This is a genomic window from Citrobacter meridianamericanus (assembly GCF_041320245.1).
Taxonomy (GTDB): Bacteria; Pseudomonadota; Gammaproteobacteria; order Enterobacterales; family Enterobacteriaceae; genus Citrobacter; species Citrobacter meridianamericanus.
In genome coordinates this window covers 856,462-873,709 of sequence record NZ_CP101036.1, presented here as the reverse complement: position 1 = coordinate 873,709, position 17,248 = coordinate 856,462, and the positions used below count along the sequence as shown (strand labels likewise).

Below are 17,248 nucleotides of genomic sequence, written 5' to 3'. Positions count from 1 at the left end.
TGAGGTCACTCTTTTTTGGCGGGGGATTTTTCATTGCGACTCAACGATTCACTGCATATTTCCCAGTTACGGGTGGTTGTTCACCTGTGCGGATTTCTGGTTCTTCTCTACAGCTTCTCCATGCTGCCACCGATGACCATTGCTTTGTTAAACAAAGAGCGGAGCTTTTTCGCTTTTTTCAGCACGTTTATGACCTTCTTTACCCTCGGCGGCGGCGCATGGCTGGCAACCAAGCATGCGGGTATTCAACTACGAACTCGGGATGGCTTCGTCATTATCGTTCTGTTCTGGCTGCTGTTTTCGTTTATCAGCGCGATGCCGATGTGGATGGACGACGGCTTAAATCTCTCTTTTGCCGATGCCCTGTTTGAAGGGGTTTCCGGTATAACCACCACGGGTGCAACGGTGATTCACGACGTCAGCGCGTTGCCGAAATCGTATCTCTACTATCGGGCCCAGCTCAATTTTATTGGCGGACTGGGGGTTATTGTCCTCGCCGTGGCGGTATTACCGCTTTTGGGTATCGGCGGCATGAAGCTGTATCAGTCTGAAATGCCGGGGCCCTTTAAAGAAGAACGCCTCACGCCAAGACTTGCCGATACTGCACGTACGCTGTGGCTGACCTATGTCATTTTGGGTCTAATCTGTACTCTGGCCTACTGGGCAGCCGGGATGTCGTTTTTCGACGCCTTGTGCCATGGGCTGTCGACGGTCTCCCTCGGCGGTTTTTCCACGCGCAGTGAGAGTATCGGCTTCTATGACAGCCATGCGATTGAGCTGGTCGCTGGGGTGTTTTCCCTGTTGTCTGCTTTTAACTTCACCCTCTGGTACGTGGCTATTGCGAAACGTACCTTCAAACCCTTTCGTCGCAATGCCGAACTGCGTTTCTTTCTGCTTATTGCGCTGGTTGTCACCGTGATCGCCACCTGGCAGGTCTGGCGGGCGGGCATGTATGGGATAACGGACAGTCTGGTGCATGCCTTTTTTCTCGCCAGCTCCATGCTGACGGATAATGGCCTGTCCACGGCGGATTACGCGCAGTGGCCCTCGCATACCATCTTTATGCTGCTCAGCGCCAGTTTCTTCGGCGGTTGCGTGGGCTCGACCTGCGGTGGGATTAAGGTGCTGCGCTTTTTAATTATGTTCAAGCAGTGCCGTCAGGAGCTACACCAACTCGCACATCCTCGCGCTTTACTGAATATCAAAGTGGGTAATAGCGTGGTAAGCGACCGCGTGGTGCGTTCGGTATGGAGCTTCTTCTTTCTTTACGTTTTGTTCACCAGCTTTTTTATCTGGGCGCTCAATCTGATGGGCTACGATCTTTTCTCCTCTTTTGCCACCGTCGCCGCCTGCATCAACAACATGGGTCTGGGATTTGGCGTCACCGCAACGACATTTGGTACTTTGAACGATGAAGCAAAACTGCTGATGTGCGCGGCCATGATCCTGGGGCGTCTGGAGATTTACCCCATTCTAATCCTGTTCTCGCGCATGTTCTGGCGGGCGTAACGGAAACCCCGGCGCATTACGGCGCCGGGTTCACCAACATCTGTCCGATCGAACCACGGTCCGCCATTTCCAGCGTCTGACTGTTAAAGTAAAACGGGAAATGGGCCCAGGAAGGTTGTCCGTAGTAGACCAGTAATTCAACCTGGCCGTCGACCCAAACGGTATCTTTCCAGCCTCTGTCTTCCGGGAACGGCATCGCGCCATTCACATTACGGATCAGGAACGAGACGCCTTCAATATGGAAAGACTGAGGCATATCCGCCCGCACCGTCCAACGCTCCCAGGAGCCTTGCTGAGCGGTAATATCCATGCGATTGACGTCCCACAGCTGACCATTGATACCAGGATCATCATCCAGGCTGATGTCACGACTGCGAATCGGCGAACCGCTGAGGATTTCCGTTGGCAACAGGCGCATTGGCAGGCTGTCGGTCACCAGCGGCAGGAGGCCAGTCGGACGCAGCGTCAATACCAGCGTGGAGATAAGAATACTGGAAGGCTCAAAGAATCCGCGGATCCTGTCGACAATGCTGGCCGCCTCACCGCAGGTGATAGAGACCTCATTACCGTTAGTCATATCCACCAGAATTTCACGGCGCTCGCCAGGCGCCAGCGAGAGCTGCTTCACCGAAACGGGCGCAGGTAAAAAGCCCTGATCGCTGGAAATCACATGCAGCGCACGGCCATCGCTCATTTGCAACTGGTAACGGCGCGAGTTTGAGGCGTTGAGCAAGCGCAAGCGCACCCAGCCGCGAGAAACCTCGACATACGGACTTTGCACCCCGTTGACCAACAGCGTATCCCCAACAAAACCACCGCTGCCGGGTTCGCTGTATTCCGGCGCACCAAAGTTGTCCAGACGCTTGTCCTGGATAATGATCGGAAAATCATCCACCCCGTAGTGATTGGGAATAGACAGCGATTTACTCACTTCATCCTCAACCAGCCACATCCCGGCAAGGCCATTATAGACCTGCTGGGCTGTACGATTTGGTGTATTGGCGTGATACCACAACGTGGCGGCATTCTGCCGAATCGGCAGCACTGGCGCCCAATCCGCATTAGGAGACATCATGCGTGCCGGGCCGCCCATTAGCGGGCCAGGTACCTGTAAACCGGCGACAGTCATCGAGACATTTTCAGTCAAACGGTTGCTGTAGATAAGCTTGACGTCATCCCCTTTCCAGACGCGGATTGTCGGTCCCAGGTAGCGACCGTTAATTCCCCAGACAGGTGCGCGCGTGCCTTGCGTGAAGGACCAGTGCGCGCGCTGCAGCGTCATAAATAGCGGCTGCCCCCGACGGGACTCCAGCAGCGGAGGTACGGGTAACGGTTGTTGCTGACCGGCAGCATTAGCCTTCAGCGGAACAGCACCTGCACACAGTGCGATCCCCGATGCCTGAATGAACTGACGCCGACTGAATGACATATAAACTCCATGAAAAACTGGCGATTAACACACAGGAAATCTTTTCCTGTAAAAAACCCGAATAGCACGGATTAAACCTTACCGGCGGCTTCCCGTTCAGCAACTTCTTTATCGAGTTCTGCGATTTTTTGTTCCATCAGCGTACGGCAATGCGCTGCCAGTTCACGAACCTGATCTTTCCCAAAGTGGCTAATATCCACCGGCGGCAACATCTCGACAATCGCCAGACCATTATTGAGGCGATTTAAATTTATCTTGTTCGAGGTTGTTGAAACGCACACCGGAATAACCGGGACACCTGCCGCAATCGCCGCGTGAAACGCACCGGTTTTAAACGGCAACAAACCGCGACCGCGGCTGCGTGTTCCTTCCGGGAACATCCAGATAGAAATGCGACGTTTTTTGAAATGGTTAACCACGGCTGCAATGGTGCTGTGCGCTTTTGCGCGGTTGTTTCTGTCAATCAGCAGGTTACCGGTTAGCCAGTAAAGTTGGCCAAAGAACGGGATCCACAGCAGGCTTTTTTTACCTACCGTTACCGTCGGCGGCTGAACGATATTCGCAGCGGTAACCATGTCGTAGTTGTTCTGATGGTTACAAATATAGATAGCATTACCATAGTTCTGCGCGTCTGCCGGCATGCGGCATTCGACCTTCAGACCATAAAGGGGAGCCAGGCGGCCAAACATGTGGCCAAACGTGGCGACGTGTTTAGGATTTCGTGGGCTGAACAGACAGTATATGCACCCGAAGATACAGACCAGAACGCAGTAAATAACAGTAATGATGACACGAAAAATATATAGCATAACAACCTCTAAAGGCCTAAGAACCTGACGTTTTACGTCACCGGATGCACAACTCGGCATCAGGTTAGGGCTTTGTTAAGAACGGCTCTTAAGGAAAAGCGTATTGTTAATCGCAACGCTCGAATAAACAACGGTTTCACGGGAATTTTTAACGTTGGCTCTCCCTGCGCGAAAACAGGGAGAGCTGGACGGTAGCGTTATTCTTCGCTGTCGCCGTGACTGGCGCGTCGAGGCGAATCAATGTCAATGCGATCGATACGCTGCAGGCCGCGCATTAGCGTACCGCGACGACCACGCTCGCCGGTCACTTTTTGCAACTCTTCAGGACGCAGTTTAATTTTGCGCTTGCCGACGTGGATAGTCAGCGTGCTTTGCGGCGGTAACACATAGAGCAGCGCCAGACCATCTTCGCCTTTTGCCGCTTCCGCTGCGGGGATGTTGATAATCTTGTTCCCTTTGCCCTTCGACAACTGCGGTAAATCGCTTACCGGGAACATCAACATGCGACCGGCCTGAGTAATCGCCAGCAGCATATCGGTTTCATCTTCAATCACTACCGGCTGCATAACGCGCGCATTTTCTGGCAGCGTAATCAATGCTTTACCCGCACGGTTACGTGCTACCAGGTCATTGAAGGTGCAGACAAAACCATAGCCCGCGTCGGATGCCATCAGCAGTTTCTGGTCGTCGCCTTCCATCAGCATGTGCTCAACCGTCGCGCCTGGCGGCAGCGTGAGCTTCCCGGTCAACGGCTCACCCTGACCACGCGCCGACGGCAGCGTAATCGGGTCGATGGCGTAGCTGCGTCCGGTCGAGTCAACGAACACTACCGGTTGGTTGCTCTTACCCTTCACCGCCGACTTAAAGCTGTCGCCCGCTTTATAGCTTAATCCTGGCGCATCGATGTCGTGGCCTTTCGCGCTACGCACCCAGCCACTCTGGGACAGCACAATAGTCACCGGCTCAGACGGCAGCATGTCATGCTCGCTCATCGCCTTCGCTTCTTCACGCTCCTGCAGCGGAGAACGACGATCGTCACCATAGGCCTCGGCGTCAGCCTGCAGCTCTTTCTTCAGCAGGTTACTCATTTTACGCTCGGAGGCCAGAATGCCCTGCAACTGATCGCGCTCTTTCGCCAGCTCATCCTGCTCACCGCGGATTTTCATCTCTTCGAGTTTGGCAAGATGGCGTAATTTCAGCTCGAGGATGGCTTCAGCCTGGGTTTCAGAAATGCCAAACCGCGACATCAGCTCCGGCTTTGGTTCATCCTCATGACGAATAATTTCGATCACTTCATCAATGTTGAGGAACGCCACCAGCAAACCTTCGAGGATGTGCAGGCGTTTAAGCACTTTTTCCAGACGATAGTTGAGGCGACGACGCACGGTATCGCGGCGGAACGCCAGCCATTCAGTGAGGATCTCCAACAGGTTTTTCACCGCCGGACGCCCATCAAGCCCGATCATGTTCAGGTTGATGCGGTAACTTTTTTCCAGATCGGTGGTCGCAAACAGGTGGTTCATCACCTGTTCCATATCCACGCGATTGGAGCGTGGGACAATCACCAGACGGGTCGGGTTTTCGTGATCCGATTCGTCGCGCAAGTCGTCGACCATCGGCAGCTTTTTATTGCGCATTTGAGCGGCGATCTGCTCCAGCACTTTAGCCCCGGAAACCTGATGCGGCAGCGCGGAAATCACCACCGCGCCGTCTTCTTTAGACCATACCGCACGCATACGTACGGAGCCGCGTCCGTTTTCGTAAATCTTACGAATCTCCGCACGCGACGTAATGATCTCTGCTTCGGTCGGATAATCCGGCCCCTGCACGATATCCAACAATTGATCCAGCGTCGTTTTCGGCTGCTCAATCAGGGTGATCGCTGCTTTAGCCACTTCACGCAGGTTGTGCGGCGGAATGTCCGTCGCCATACCAACGGCGATACCGGTAGTGCCGTTTAACAGAATATTCGGCAGACGCGCAGGCAACATCTTCGGCTCCTGCATGGTGCCATCGAAGTTAGGCACCCAATCCGACGTGCCCTGGCCGAGTTCACCCAGCAGGACTTCCGCATATTTAGACAGGCGGGATTCGGTATAACGCATTGCCGCGAAGGATTTCGGATCGTCCGGTGCCCCCCAGTTCCCCTGCCCGTCAACCAGCGGATAACGGTAAGAAAACGGCTGCGCCATCAGCACCATCGCTTCATAGCAAGCAATGTCGCCGTGGGGGTGGTATTTACCCAGTACGTCACCGACGGTACGGGCGGATTTTTTAAATTTGGCGCTGGCATTCAGCCCCAGCTCGGACATCGCGTACACGATGCGACGCTGAACGGGTTTCAAACCATCGCCGATAAACGGCAACGCCCTGTCCATGATGACGTACATGGAGTAGTTCAGATAGGCGTTTTCCGTGAATTCATGCAGCGCCAGGCGCTCTGCCATATCGCTCATTAATCGTGGTTCCTCAACTTTGTACCCCTTTATTGAAGGGCAATATTGCCGCAGATACTACCCTATCTGGCGTGTTGAGTCACAAAGAAAAGGGCCACGAATGCGGCCCTGATGGGGATTATTTGGCAACTTTGGTAATCTGTTTCACGTCTATTTCAACGGAGTTCCAGTCTTTATCCACTTCACCCTGGATTTCAACCACATCCTGCGGCGTGACGGTTACGCCGTTCCAACGCTTGTGGTCGATATCGACATTCACTGTGCCAGTCGCATCTTTAAACACATACAGGTCGTCGGAAATGCGCTCTACAATGTTCCCGCGTAGGGTAACCCAGGTGTCATCACGCAGCGATTTGGCGCTTTCTACCGTCGTGCTGCTGCCGTTAGGGCCAACAAAGCCGCCGTTTTGGCTTTGTGTAGTCGTTGTCGGTCCAGAGAAGCCGCCCTGCTGCGCGGCCAGAACAGGTGCGGAACACAGTGCCATTACGGCAACCATTGCAGCTAATTTTTTCATCGTCATGTCTCCCTTTCATGTTGGTTTACGACTATTAAATAAGTTAATCCTTAACAAGTTCTTAAGGCAAAAAAAGATACTTTTTTTGCTGTACAGAGGCTGTAGCCACAGGTTTACTTGACGGTAATGAGAGCGACCGCAGGGAAGAGCATATGCGTATTTTACTGGTAGAAGATGACACGTTGATTGGCGACGGCCTGAAAACAGGTCTGAGTAAAATGGGTTTCAGCATCGACTGGTTTACTGAGGGTCATCAGGGAAAAGAAGCGCTCTACAGCGCCCCTTATGATGCGGTGATCCTCGACCTGACGCTGCCAGGCATAGATGGGCGGGACATCTTGCGCGAATGGCGAGCCAACGGGAAGCAAGAGCCGGTGCTGATTCTGACCGCCCGTGACGCGCTGGCGGAACGCGTGGAAGGTCTGCGCCTCGGCGCGGATGACTATCTGTGTAAACCCTTTGCGCTGATCGAAGTTGCCGCAAGGCTGGAGGCGTTGGTGCGCCGTGCCAGCGGCCAGGCCACCAGCGAACTGCGCCACGGTCAGGTGACGCTTAACCCCGGCGCGCTGGTCGCCACGTTCGCAGATGAGCCATTATCACTCAAGCCAAAAGAGTTCGCACTGCTGGAACTACTGATGCGCAACAAAGGGCGCGTACTCCCCCGCAAACATATTGAAGAAAAACTGTATAACTGGGATGAAAACGTCTCCAGTAATGCGGTTGAGGTACACGTCCATCACCTACGCCGTAAACTCGGCAGCGACTTTATCCGTACCGTGCATGGCATTGGTTATACCCTGGGTGACGCATGAAACTCACACAACGCCTCAGCCTGCGCATCAGGCTAACACTGATTTTTCTGATTCTTGCATCTGCGACCTGGGCCGTTTCCAGCTTTGTGGCCTGGAAGCAGACCACCGATAATGTCGATGAGCTGTTTGATACGCAGTTGATGCTGTTCGCCAAGCGTCTCAGCACGCTGGATATCAGCGACGTTACTACGTCTCATAATATGGCCCGCACGCCGAAGAAGCTGAAGCACGGCCATATTGATGATGACGCGCTGGCGTTTGCCATCTATTCCACCGACGGCAAAATGGTCTTGCACGATGGCGATAAAGGCCAGGATATTCCCTACAGCTACAGCCGGGAAGGCTTTAGTGATGGCCAACTCAATGGCGACAACGATCCGTGGCGCTTTCTGTGGCTAAATTCCGCAGACGGTAAATACCGCATCGTGGTGGGTCAGGAATGGGAGTATCGGGAGGATATGGCGCTGTCGATCGTCACCGCTCAGCTAACACCCTGGCTGATTGCGCTGCCGCTCATGTTGCTGATCCTGGTGGTCATGCTGAGCCGCGAACTCAGGCCGTTAAAAAAACTGGCGCAGGCTCTGCACTGGCGTTCACCGGAATCGGAAGAGCCGCTCGACCCGAAAGGTGTGCCAAGCGAAGTACGCCCACTGGTTGAATCGCTCAATCAACTTTTTACACGTATTCATACCACCATGGTACGCGAGCGGCGCTTTACCTCAGATGCCGCCCACGAACTGCGCAGCCCGTTGACCGCGCTGAAAGTACAGACCGAAGTGGTGCAGCTGTCCGACGATGATCCGCAGGCACGACAAAAAGCGTTAATGCAGATGCAAACGGGAATTGACCGCGCCACGCGTCTGGTCGATCAGCTACTGACGCTTTCGCGCCTCGACTCCCTCGATAATCTTCAGGATGTGGCGGAAATCTCGCTGGAGCAGCTCCTGCAATCTGCAGTGATGGACATCTACCATCCGGCGCAGCAGGCCCACATCGATGTGCGTTTGCAGATTAACGCGCACGACATTACACGCACCGGGCAACCACTGTTGCTCAGCCTGATGGTCCGCAATCTCCTGGATAATGCGGTTCGCTACAGCCCGCGGGGAAGCATTGTGGAAGTGACGCTCAACGCCCGAAATTTCAGCATTAAAGATAACGGGCCAGGCGTTGCGCCGGAAGTCCTGACGCACATCGGTGAACGCTTTTATCGTCCCCCGGGACAAAGCGTGACCGGCAGCGGCCTCGGCCTGTCAATCGTCCGTCGTATTGCGACGCTGCATGGAATGTCAGCCTCGTTTAGCAATGCGCCGGAAGGTGGGTTTGAAGCGAAAGTCAGTTGGTAATTGCATTATTGTTGCTCACGTAGCAAAAGACTTTGCACATTTTGCTAATTTCACCGCAGTGCTGGTAGGGGTAAAATCGCCCTCAAACGTTATTCTTTGAGGACACAACATGAGCAACATTCTGATTATCAATGGTGCGAAAAAATTCGGCCATTCCAATGGCCAACTAAATGACACCCTGACCGAGGTCGCGGACGGCTTCCTGCGCGACCTCGGGCATGATGTTAAAGTCGTACGCGCAGACAGCGACTATGACGCACAAACAGAAGTGCAGAATTTTGTTTGGGCAGATACGGTTATCTGGCAAATGCCTGGCTGGTGGATGGGCGCGCCGTGGACGGTGAAAAAATACATTGATGATGTATTCACCGCAGGGCACGGCACGCTGTACGCCAGCGATGGCCGCACACGTTCAGATGCGTCTAAAAAATACGGATCCGGCGGGCTGATTCAGGGCAAAACCTACATGCTGTCTCTGACCTGGAACGCACCGATGGAAGCCTTCACTGAAAAAGACCAGTTCTTCCATGGCGTTGGCGTTGATGGCGTTTATCTCCCGTTCCATAAAGCAAACCAGTTCCTGGGAATGGAAGCGCTGCCGACCTTTATCACCAATGACGTGATTAAAATGCCAGACGTCCCGCGTTATATCGCAGAATATCGCAAGCATCTGAACGAAATTTTTGGTTAACTGGTAACCTGGAATTAGAAGGAGTTAACCATGCTTACCGTTATTGCAGAAATCCGTACACGTCCAGGTCAACATCACCGCCAGGCGGTACTTGACCAGTTCGCTAAAATCGTTCCGACCGTACTGAAAGAAGAAGGTTGTCACGGCTACGCGCCGATGGTCGATCATGCTGCTGGCGTCAGTTTTCAGACCACGGCACCGGACTCAATCGTGATGGTTGAACAGTGGGAAAGCATTGCGCACCTTGAAGCGCATTTGCAAACACCGCATATGAAAGCCTATAGCGAAGCAGTGAAAGGCGATGTGCTGGACATGAATATCCGTATTCTGGAGTCAGGCATTTAAGATTGCCGAGTTGCCGGATGAGGCGTTTTAGGCCACCATCCGGCATTCAACCGCAGCGCCACCGGGCACTCCTTACCAGTAGAGCTTCCAGCTCTGAGTGAAGCGCATTAACGCTTCAACGTAGAAATAATCCCCCCAACTTGCACACTCATCGACCCCTTTGTTGCTCGACAGGTGATACACCGAGTGTTTCAGTAGCCCGTTCCCCTGTTCATCTTTACCCATCAGATAATGCCTGGTCAGCGAAGACATGATCCCCATCGCCCACTGTTGATAGCGCTCGCGATCCGGATCGGTCACCGGCAGATGTTTAATCAGCTCCAGCAGACCACAGACGGTAATCGCCGCCGAAGATGAATCGCGCAGCGCATCGGTTCCGACTAATGCCAGATCCCAGTGGCAAACGGCATCTTCCGGCAGGCGATTAAGAAAGTAGTTGGCCAGCTTTTTCGACAACTGCACCATTTGTTTATCGCCAGTGTAAATATAGCTCAGCAGAAAGCCATAAATCCCCCATGCCTGCCCACGCGACCAGCAAGAATCATCAGCATAGCCCTGCTGGGTATTACCGTAACGCGGCGCGCCGGTTTGCACGTCCATATAGTAGGTGTGGAAGGTCGATGCATCCTGGCGGATCAGATATTTGGCTGCCTGCGCAACGTGGGCCTTCGCCGCATTCGCAAAACGCGGATCGCCCGTTTGCTCGCTCGCCCAGTACAGCAGCGGCAGATTCATATTGCAGTCAATGATCATCCGTCCGGCCTGATCGGGATCGCGAAGATCGCCCCACGCCTGGATGATCTGCGCCTTTTCATGAAAACGCTCCAACAGCGCTTCAGCCGCCATCAGGGAAAAACCTCGAGCATCGCGATTGCCCGTCAACCGCCAGGCCGCCACACAGGAAAGCGTGTAGAGGAATCCCAGGTCGTGGGTGTTGGTATCGTGGCGTCCGGCAATACGCAGGCCAAACGAACGCACATGCTTCTCCGCCATCTCACGAAATTTGCTCTCACCACTCATTTCCCACGCCAGCCATAACTGCCCGGTCCAGAAGCTGGTCGTCCATTCCACATTCTCTGTCAGTGGGTAATAACCTTGCACACAGGTTTCGGCAGGGAATTGTTCACCGAATTCCGTTAAATGACGGCTAATCAATTCGAGGACATGTTCTCGGGCGCAACTTATTTGATCCTGAAAACTGCCGGGATTAACCGGACTGCCAGGAAATGTGCGCAACGATTCCTCAACAATATGATTTAACATATTTCGGTTCCTTATGACGTAAATTATTTTGCAGGGTTATTTTCAGCAATATCGAGAGCGATATTTTTGCCTCGTTTACTCTGACAGGCAGATAAAGTAAATGCCGATATCAATGTAAAAGTCAGCGCCACAATGCCCATAATGATATATGTCTTCTCAAAGCCTATCCGGTCGTACATTAATCCGGCGGGAGAGGAAACTACCACGTTACCGACATACAGCATGGCCTGATAACCCAGTAAATACATGGTCGCATTGACACGTTTATCAAAATGCTCGGCAATATATTTAAAGACAGAAACCAGTAATAAACAGATCTCCAGACCGTATAGTGGCTTCAGCACAGAAATGAGCAGGTGGGAGTCGCACAGGCCTGAGATAACCAGTCGTGCGCCCACCAGCGTCCCAACAATCAGCAGGCCACGCTTCGCACCAACATAATTGACGAATAGCGGAATGACCATGTACATGAAAAATTCCATTCCCGATTGTACGGTGCCCAGATAACCAAAGACGGCGTTCCCTTCATGTACATCGGCAAAGAAAGTAACGAAGTACCGGGAGAACTGCTGCTCCGCGATAAACATCATCCACGCCACGCCCGCAACATACAGGCAGAATGCCCAAAATTTGCGATTACGCAGCAGGGCGTAAACATCCGCGGGTGCGATCTTCTCTTTGGTTAGCACCTCCGAGGCATTGGCCGCATTGACATTGACTTTCAGACTCACCAGAACAACCAGCATCACCACTGACGCCAGGCTGCCGAGCATAAAGTTATAGGCCGGTGAGAGGTTAAACAGCAGGCCAGAGAACGATGACGCCACCGCCCAGCCAAGCGACCCCCACATACGGATCTGCCCAAACTCCATGCCGTTCAGACGGCTGTAGCGGTCAGAATAAGATTCACAGGCAGCCACCCCGGCATACCATGCAAAGCTCAAGTAAATCGCGCCAACAATAATACCCAGCATGGTATTGGAGAGTAATAATGGCTGATAGACATAAATAAAAAATGGTGCCATTAACGCTGACATCACCACGACGAAATAGAGCAGATATTTACTCATACCTATTTTATCGAGGATATAGCCATAAATAGGTTTCAGAATAACCGAGAATATACCATTCACAGCAAATACGGTGCCGATCACCGTACCGCTCAACTGCGCCTTTTGCCCCAACCAGATAGCCAACAAGCCAATACTTGCGGACCAGGTAAAGAAATAGAGGAATATAAAACTGCTTATTTTATAATATTCAGTCCGATTTCCCGTTGAATTATTTTTCATACCACCCTCGCTATAAAAAGAACGACAACTGGCGTGCATTTTCAGGCTGCTGAATAACAACCTGGTTATTGTTGATAGATAGCTGCGGAACGGTGGCGTACTGTCTTTGCTGCCCGCTGGCGCTCACGGCGCAGCAAAGCCAGCTTTGGCCCTGCGGGATTTCGCTGGTCAACACAGGAATCGACGCGCATTCAGGGAACATGATGCTACTGTTCGGTGGCGTGACCACGCTATCTGGTTGACGAAATATGGACGGCGACAGATCAACGATAACGCTGGTTCCGTTGCATGCCGCAAGGAGACATCCACGCTCACGTAACCGAGGCTCGGCTTTCATCACCGCAAATCCTCCCTCCACCGTTTGCAGCGTTCGCGCACTGTTAATACGGTGCAGGCGAAGATGCCATTCGCCAAACGGAATCAGCCAGGTCTCAATCATGACGTCATGCCAGGGAGACCAGCGGGACCAGATATAATTCTCATCGACCTGAACCTCGTCGCACTGACGGCGGCCACGATAGTAGCCATCACCGTCCGCCAACAGCAGCATAGAGTCACAGGCTGCATGCTTGATGCCGTAACGGCCACGCTCAATGGTGAAACCAAAGCGGCTGGAGTAAGCAAATTTGGTGTATTTGGCTTCGGTATTAACGTAGTTGTTCAGTTCAAGCTGGCCTGAGGTCAGCATCATGACATGCTCAGAATGCTCACTATGCTGCAGGATCTGCGCAGCATGGGGGATAACGCATTTTTCAGCGAGTCGCGGTAGCGCCAGCTCTTCAGCCTGCCAGAATGGATGATCCTCCGGCAGTGCAAGAATCAAAAAGACCTTCAATGCCCAATAAGGCGATCCCGGCGAGTTGTAGTCTTCACACATCGCCAGATTCGGGTAGGCAAACCCCAGCGTCAGAATGCCATCACGATCGAAAATCGGCTGCTTCTGCCACCAGCGCAAATGACGCAGGATCACTCCTTTGATTATGCCTGGCGAAAGAACATCCAGTTCGGCAAACGCCACCGCGCTCCAGAAGGCAACCATGGCAAAACGGTAGGTCAGGCTGCGACCAAATGGCACCGATGCGCCGTCAGCGGCGGACAGGTAAATAAAATCTTCTGCAAACAAGCGCGAACGTTCACGCAGAACGACAGCGCGTTCGGTATCATCCGGGCTGAGGGTGGCATACAACAGGCCGTAGAAGTGAAAAGCCATTGAGATGTAGTAATCTTTCGGTCGACCGGGACCATCGGAATACCAACCGTCGCCAAGATAGTAGGCTTCCATCAACTCAAAGCGGCGATCGATAGCCGCCTGATCGTAAGGCAGACCCGCACGCTTGAAACCAAGCTGAACGATAATCGCAAAATAGTTCCAGTTGCTGTCCGGCATTTGCGAGTCGGTTATCTGATTCAGCCAGCGGTGCAGATTCTCGCGTTCGCTCAGGGAGAAATGCTCCGTTAATTGCGTCTGTAACAATGCCAGACCCAGGCCATAAGCCGCCATCTCAACCAGACGCTGATCGTAAGGACCGGTATCTCCCCAGTAATGTGGGCTTTGTGGGTCAGTACCGAGTTTTATCGCCTGAATGTACTTTTCGGCAAACGGCACTTTAGCCCCGCCAGCCATCAGCGGAAATAGCCCCCACAACGCCCGGGAAAGCCCTTCCATACAGGCAATATCCGCGCTGTAGTGAGCACAGGTATTGCCAAGAGAAAACTGAGCCTGCCCCGCCGGAAACTGCCGATCCAGCGCACGTAAAATGGCGTTAACCGCACACATTACGTCTTTGCGTGATGACAATGGATTTGATTTTTCTTCAGTTGCTGACCACATACTCTGCCCCTCTGAATTAAGTGGCTAAAGAATAGTGAATCGCAGACCAGCAGAAATGTTACGTCAATCACACCACCAGAATTAAAGTAAAACAGTGATTGAGAAAATTTAAAAATAGGGTTTATAAATTACCATTCGGCGGCAAAAATTTAAATTTATTGCACTATGACTTTATCCTCACCGCAAGAACGTCTGGAGCTGATCGCCCTCAATGATACGGTTGCGTCGTTCAGTCGTTTATTCGCTAATACCGTGCGTTATCACCACTGGCATCAGTGTCTGGAAGTGCTGTATGTGGAAGAAGGCTTTGGCGTGGTCACGGTTGACCATAAGCAGTTCACCATGCGACCGGGACGCATGTTCTTTTTCCCACCGTTTACTCTACACAAGATCTGGGTCGATGAGCAGGCACGGGATAGTTATCGGCGTACCATCATTCATCTCGATCAACATGCGGTGCTGAAGGTGCTTCGCGACTTGCCACACACTCAGCAGCATCTGCAAAATCTGAGCATTCGCGGCAGTGAAGCATGGGTCGTCGACGCGGCGGATGTTCATCCGCATGTTGATTTTCTCTTCAGCCGTTATGAAAAAATGGTCACTCAGAAACCGCTAAATACAGAACAGGTTGCTTGTTTGTTAGTCAACTTACTCGGCCTGTTACCCGACGATAATGGCAATATGCCGGAAATTAGCAGCGGTATTGCCAGTCAGGTGATGTTCTGGCTGGATGAGCATTACACTCACAAATTTAGTCTGGCAGCGCTGGCGCAGGAGCTGAATAAATCAAAAAGCTATGTTTCCCGACGCTTCCAGATGGAAACGGGCGAGAGCATTCTTGACTATCTCAATACGCTGCGACTGCGAAAAGCCTGTGAAGCGCTGTTACACAGTGAAATCAGCGTGCGGGAAGTTGCTCAAAAGGTGGGATTTTCGGAGGTAACGTACTTTATCAGCGCCTTCGGCAAAGGCATTGGCGAGACGCCGTTGCAGTATCGCAAGCGGCATAAACAATAACGCCGGAAAGCACATTGCTTTTCCGGCATTCAACGGTCAATTAACCTTCAAGATCCGCCAGGTCGCCCTTCTCCTGCAACCAGTTACGACGATCTTCAGAACGCTTCTTGGCCAGCAGCATATCCATCATGGCGTTGGTACGCTGATCGTCTTCATCATCGATGATGAGCTGTACCAGGCGACGGGTGTTCGGATCCAGCGTCGTTTCGCGCAGCTGCATCGGGTTCATTTCACCCAGACCTTTAAAGCGCTGGACGTTCGGCTTGCCTTTCTTGCGCTTTAACTGCTCCAGTACGCCCGCTTTCTCTTCTTCCGTTAGCGCGTAATACACCTCTTTACCCAGGTCGATACGGTATAAAGGCGGAAGCGCCACGTAAACGTGTCCGTGTTTCACCAGCGTACGGAAATGCTTCACAAACAATGCGCACAGCAGCGTGGCAATATGCAGGCCATCGGAGTCCGCATCCGCCAGAATACAGATCTTACCGTAGCGCAGCTGGCTCAGATCGTCGCTGTCCGGATCGATGCCGATCGCCACCGAAATATCGTGAACTTCCTGTGAGGCCAGCACTTCATCGGAAGAGACTTCCCAGGTGTTAAGGATCTTACCTTTAAGCGGCATGATCGCCTGATATTCACGATCGCGCGCCTGTTTGGCCGAGCCACCCGCCGAGTCACCTTCGACGAGGAACAATTCAGTGCGATTGAGATCCTGTGCGGTACAGTCCGCCAGTTTCCCCGGCAACGCCGGACCGCTGGTCAGCTTTTTACGTACCACTTTTTTCGCCGCGCGCAGACGACGCTGGGCGCTGGAAATCGCCATCTCAGCCAGCAGCTCGGCTGACTGCACGTTCTGGTTCAGCCACAGGCTAAAGGCATCTTTCACCACGCCAGAAACAAACGCCGCACACTGACGTGAAGACAGACGTTCTTTGGTTTGACCGGCAAACTGTGGATCCTGCATTTTCACAGACAAAACGTACGCGCAGCGATCCCAGATATCTTCCGCCGACAGCTTCACGCCGCGCGGCAGGATATTGCGGTATTCGCAGAACTCGCGCATCGCATCCAGCAGGCCCTGACGCAGGCCGTTGACGTGCGTCCCGCCCTGCATGGTTGGGATCAGGTTCACATAGCTTTCGGTCAGCAGCTCGCCGCCTTCCGGCAGCCAGAGCAGCGCCCAGTCCACGGTTTCTGTTTCACCGCTGAAATTACCGATAAACGGTTTTTCCGGCAGCGTCGGCAGGCCATTCACCGCTTCGCTCAGATAGTCATTCAGACCATCCTGGTAGCACCAGCGCTGTTCGCTGTTGTTGACCTCATCCTTAAAGGTGATCTCAACGCCCGGGCACAGTACCGCTTTGGCTTTCAGTACGTGCGTTAAGCGCGAAACGGAAAAGCGCGGGCTGTCAAAGAAGCTTTCATCCGGCCAGAAGTGCACGCTGGTTCCGGTATTGCGTTTACCGCAGGTACCGACTACCTGTAAATCCTGCACCTTATCACCGTTCTCAAACGCGATGTTGTACACCTGCCCGTCGCGGCGCACGTTCACTTCGACACGCTTCGACAGGGCGTTGACCACGGAGATCCCTACCCCATGCAGGCCGCCAGAGAACTGGTAGTTCTTATTGGAGAACTTACCACCCGCGTGCAGACGACAGAGGATCAGCTCTACCGCCGGAACGCCTTCTTCAGGGTGAATGTCTACCGGCATGCCGCGGCCATCATCAATGACTTCCAGAGACTGGTCGGCATGTAAGATCACGTCCACGCGTTTCGCGTGGCCCGCCAGTGCTTCATCCACACTGTTATCAATCACTTCCTGTCCAAGATGGTTCGGACGGGTTGTATCGGTGTACATCCCTGGGCGACGGCGTACCGGCTCAAGCCCAGTGAGTACCTCAATGGCATCAGCGTTATAAGTTTGCGTCATG

14 protein-coding genes are annotated in these 17,248 nt (G+C 53.0%); 6 read left to right on the top strand and 8 right to left on the bottom strand.

Translation table 11 applies throughout. The features are described from left to right. Positions 1–33: 33 nt before the first annotated feature. Positions 34–1,509, top strand: coding sequence for a TrkH family potassium uptake protein (locus NMD08_RS04220; RefSeq protein WP_151224351.1), 1,476 nt, complete (start codon positions 34–36; stop codon positions 1,507–1,509). 16 nt (positions 1,510–1,525) lie between these two features. Here the strand turns inward: NMD08_RS04220 and ftsP are convergent, their stop codons facing one another. From ftsP to NMD08_RS04200, 4 genes are all read right to left on the bottom strand, one after another. Then, positions 1,526–2,938, bottom strand: coding sequence for a cell division protein FtsP (ftsP, locus tag NMD08_RS04215; protein WP_151217723.1), 1,413 nt, complete (start codon positions 2,936–2,938; stop codon positions 1,526–1,528). A 71-nt stretch (positions 2,939–3,009) separates the two neighbouring features. After that, the gene (plsC, locus tag NMD08_RS04210; RefSeq protein WP_060854968.1) at positions 3,010–3,747 is read right to left on the bottom strand and encodes a 1-acylglycerol-3-phosphate O-acyltransferase; all 738 of its coding nucleotides are present in this window, start codon (positions 3,745–3,747) and stop codon (positions 3,010–3,012) included. A gap of 197 nt (positions 3,748–3,944) precedes the next feature. Further along, positions 3,945–6,203 (bottom strand): DNA topoisomerase IV subunit A, encoded by a 2,259-nt coding sequence (gene parC / locus NMD08_RS04205; RefSeq protein ID WP_370607925.1) that lies wholly within the window; start codon positions 6,201–6,203, stop codon positions 3,945–3,947. A gap of 118 nt (positions 6,204–6,321) precedes the next feature. Next, the gene (locus NMD08_RS04200) at positions 6,322–6,717 is read right to left on the bottom strand and encodes a YgiW/YdeI family stress tolerance OB fold protein (protein ID WP_005123105.1); all 396 of its coding nucleotides are present in this window, start codon (positions 6,715–6,717) and stop codon (positions 6,322–6,324) included. Positions 6,718–6,869: 152 nt separating this feature from the next. On the opposite strand from NMD08_RS04200, the gene qseB reads away from it, so the two are divergent. The 4 genes from qseB to NMD08_RS04180 all read left to right on the top strand — a co-directional run bounded on the left by qseB (position 6,870) and on the right by NMD08_RS04180 (position 9,911). Then, positions 6,870–7,529, top strand: coding sequence for a quorum sensing response regulator transcription factor QseB (gene qseB / locus NMD08_RS04195; protein WP_187253258.1), 660 nt, complete (start codon positions 6,870–6,872; stop codon positions 7,527–7,529). Then, positions 7,526–8,875 (top strand): quorum sensing histidine kinase QseC, encoded by a 1,350-nt coding sequence (gene qseC / locus NMD08_RS04190; RefSeq protein WP_187253259.1) that lies wholly within the window; start codon positions 7,526–7,528, stop codon positions 8,873–8,875. The genes qseB and qseC overlap by 4 nt, the downstream gene beginning before the upstream one ends. A gap of 109 nt (positions 8,876–8,984) precedes the next feature. Next, complete coding sequence (locus NMD08_RS04185; protein ID WP_151217727.1) at positions 8,985–9,566, top strand: NAD(P)H-dependent oxidoreductase; 582 nt, start codon at positions 8,985–8,987, stop codon at positions 9,564–9,566. Positions 9,567–9,596: 30 nt separating this feature from the next. Beyond that, positions 9,597–9,911: a putative quinol monooxygenase gene (locus NMD08_RS04180; RefSeq protein WP_003024557.1), complete on the top strand. Its 315-nt coding sequence runs from the start codon at positions 9,597–9,599 to the stop codon at positions 9,909–9,911. A gap of 72 nt (positions 9,912–9,983) precedes the next feature. Here the strand turns inward: NMD08_RS04180 and NMD08_RS04175 are convergent, their stop codons facing one another. From NMD08_RS04175 to NMD08_RS04165, 3 genes are read right to left on the bottom strand one after another with little or no spacing between them, the layout of a single operon-like run. Further along, positions 9,984–11,174 carry a glycoside hydrolase family 88 protein gene (locus tag NMD08_RS04175; RefSeq protein ID WP_187253260.1) on the bottom strand — a complete coding sequence of 397 codons (1,191 nt, stop codon included), beginning with the start codon at positions 11,172–11,174 and terminating at the stop codon, positions 9,984–9,986. 23 nt (positions 11,175–11,197) lie between these two features. Beyond that, positions 11,198–12,466: an oligosaccharide MFS transporter gene (locus NMD08_RS04170; protein WP_151217729.1), complete on the bottom strand. Its 1,269-nt coding sequence runs from the start codon at positions 12,464–12,466 to the stop codon at positions 11,198–11,200. Between the two features lie 10 nt (positions 12,467–12,476). Further along, positions 12,477–14,297, bottom strand: coding sequence for a DUF2264 domain-containing protein (locus NMD08_RS04165; protein WP_187253261.1), 1,821 nt, complete (start codon positions 14,295–14,297; stop codon positions 12,477–12,479). 165 nt (positions 14,298–14,462) lie between these two features. Here NMD08_RS04165 and NMD08_RS04160 point away from each other — a divergent pair, with 165 nt between their 5' ends. Then, a complete protein-coding gene (locus NMD08_RS04160) occupies positions 14,463–15,314 on the top strand; it encodes an AraC family transcriptional regulator (RefSeq protein ID WP_151217731.1) in 852 nt (283 codons plus the stop codon). 40 nt (positions 15,315–15,354) lie between these two features. Here the strand turns inward: NMD08_RS04160 and parE are convergent, their stop codons facing one another. Further along, the gene (gene parE, locus NMD08_RS04155; RefSeq protein ID WP_003024571.1) at positions 15,355–17,247 is read right to left on the bottom strand and encodes a DNA topoisomerase IV subunit B; all 1,893 of its coding nucleotides are present in this window, start codon (positions 17,245–17,247) and stop codon (positions 15,355–15,357) included. Between the last annotated feature and the right edge of the window lies 1 nt (position 17,248).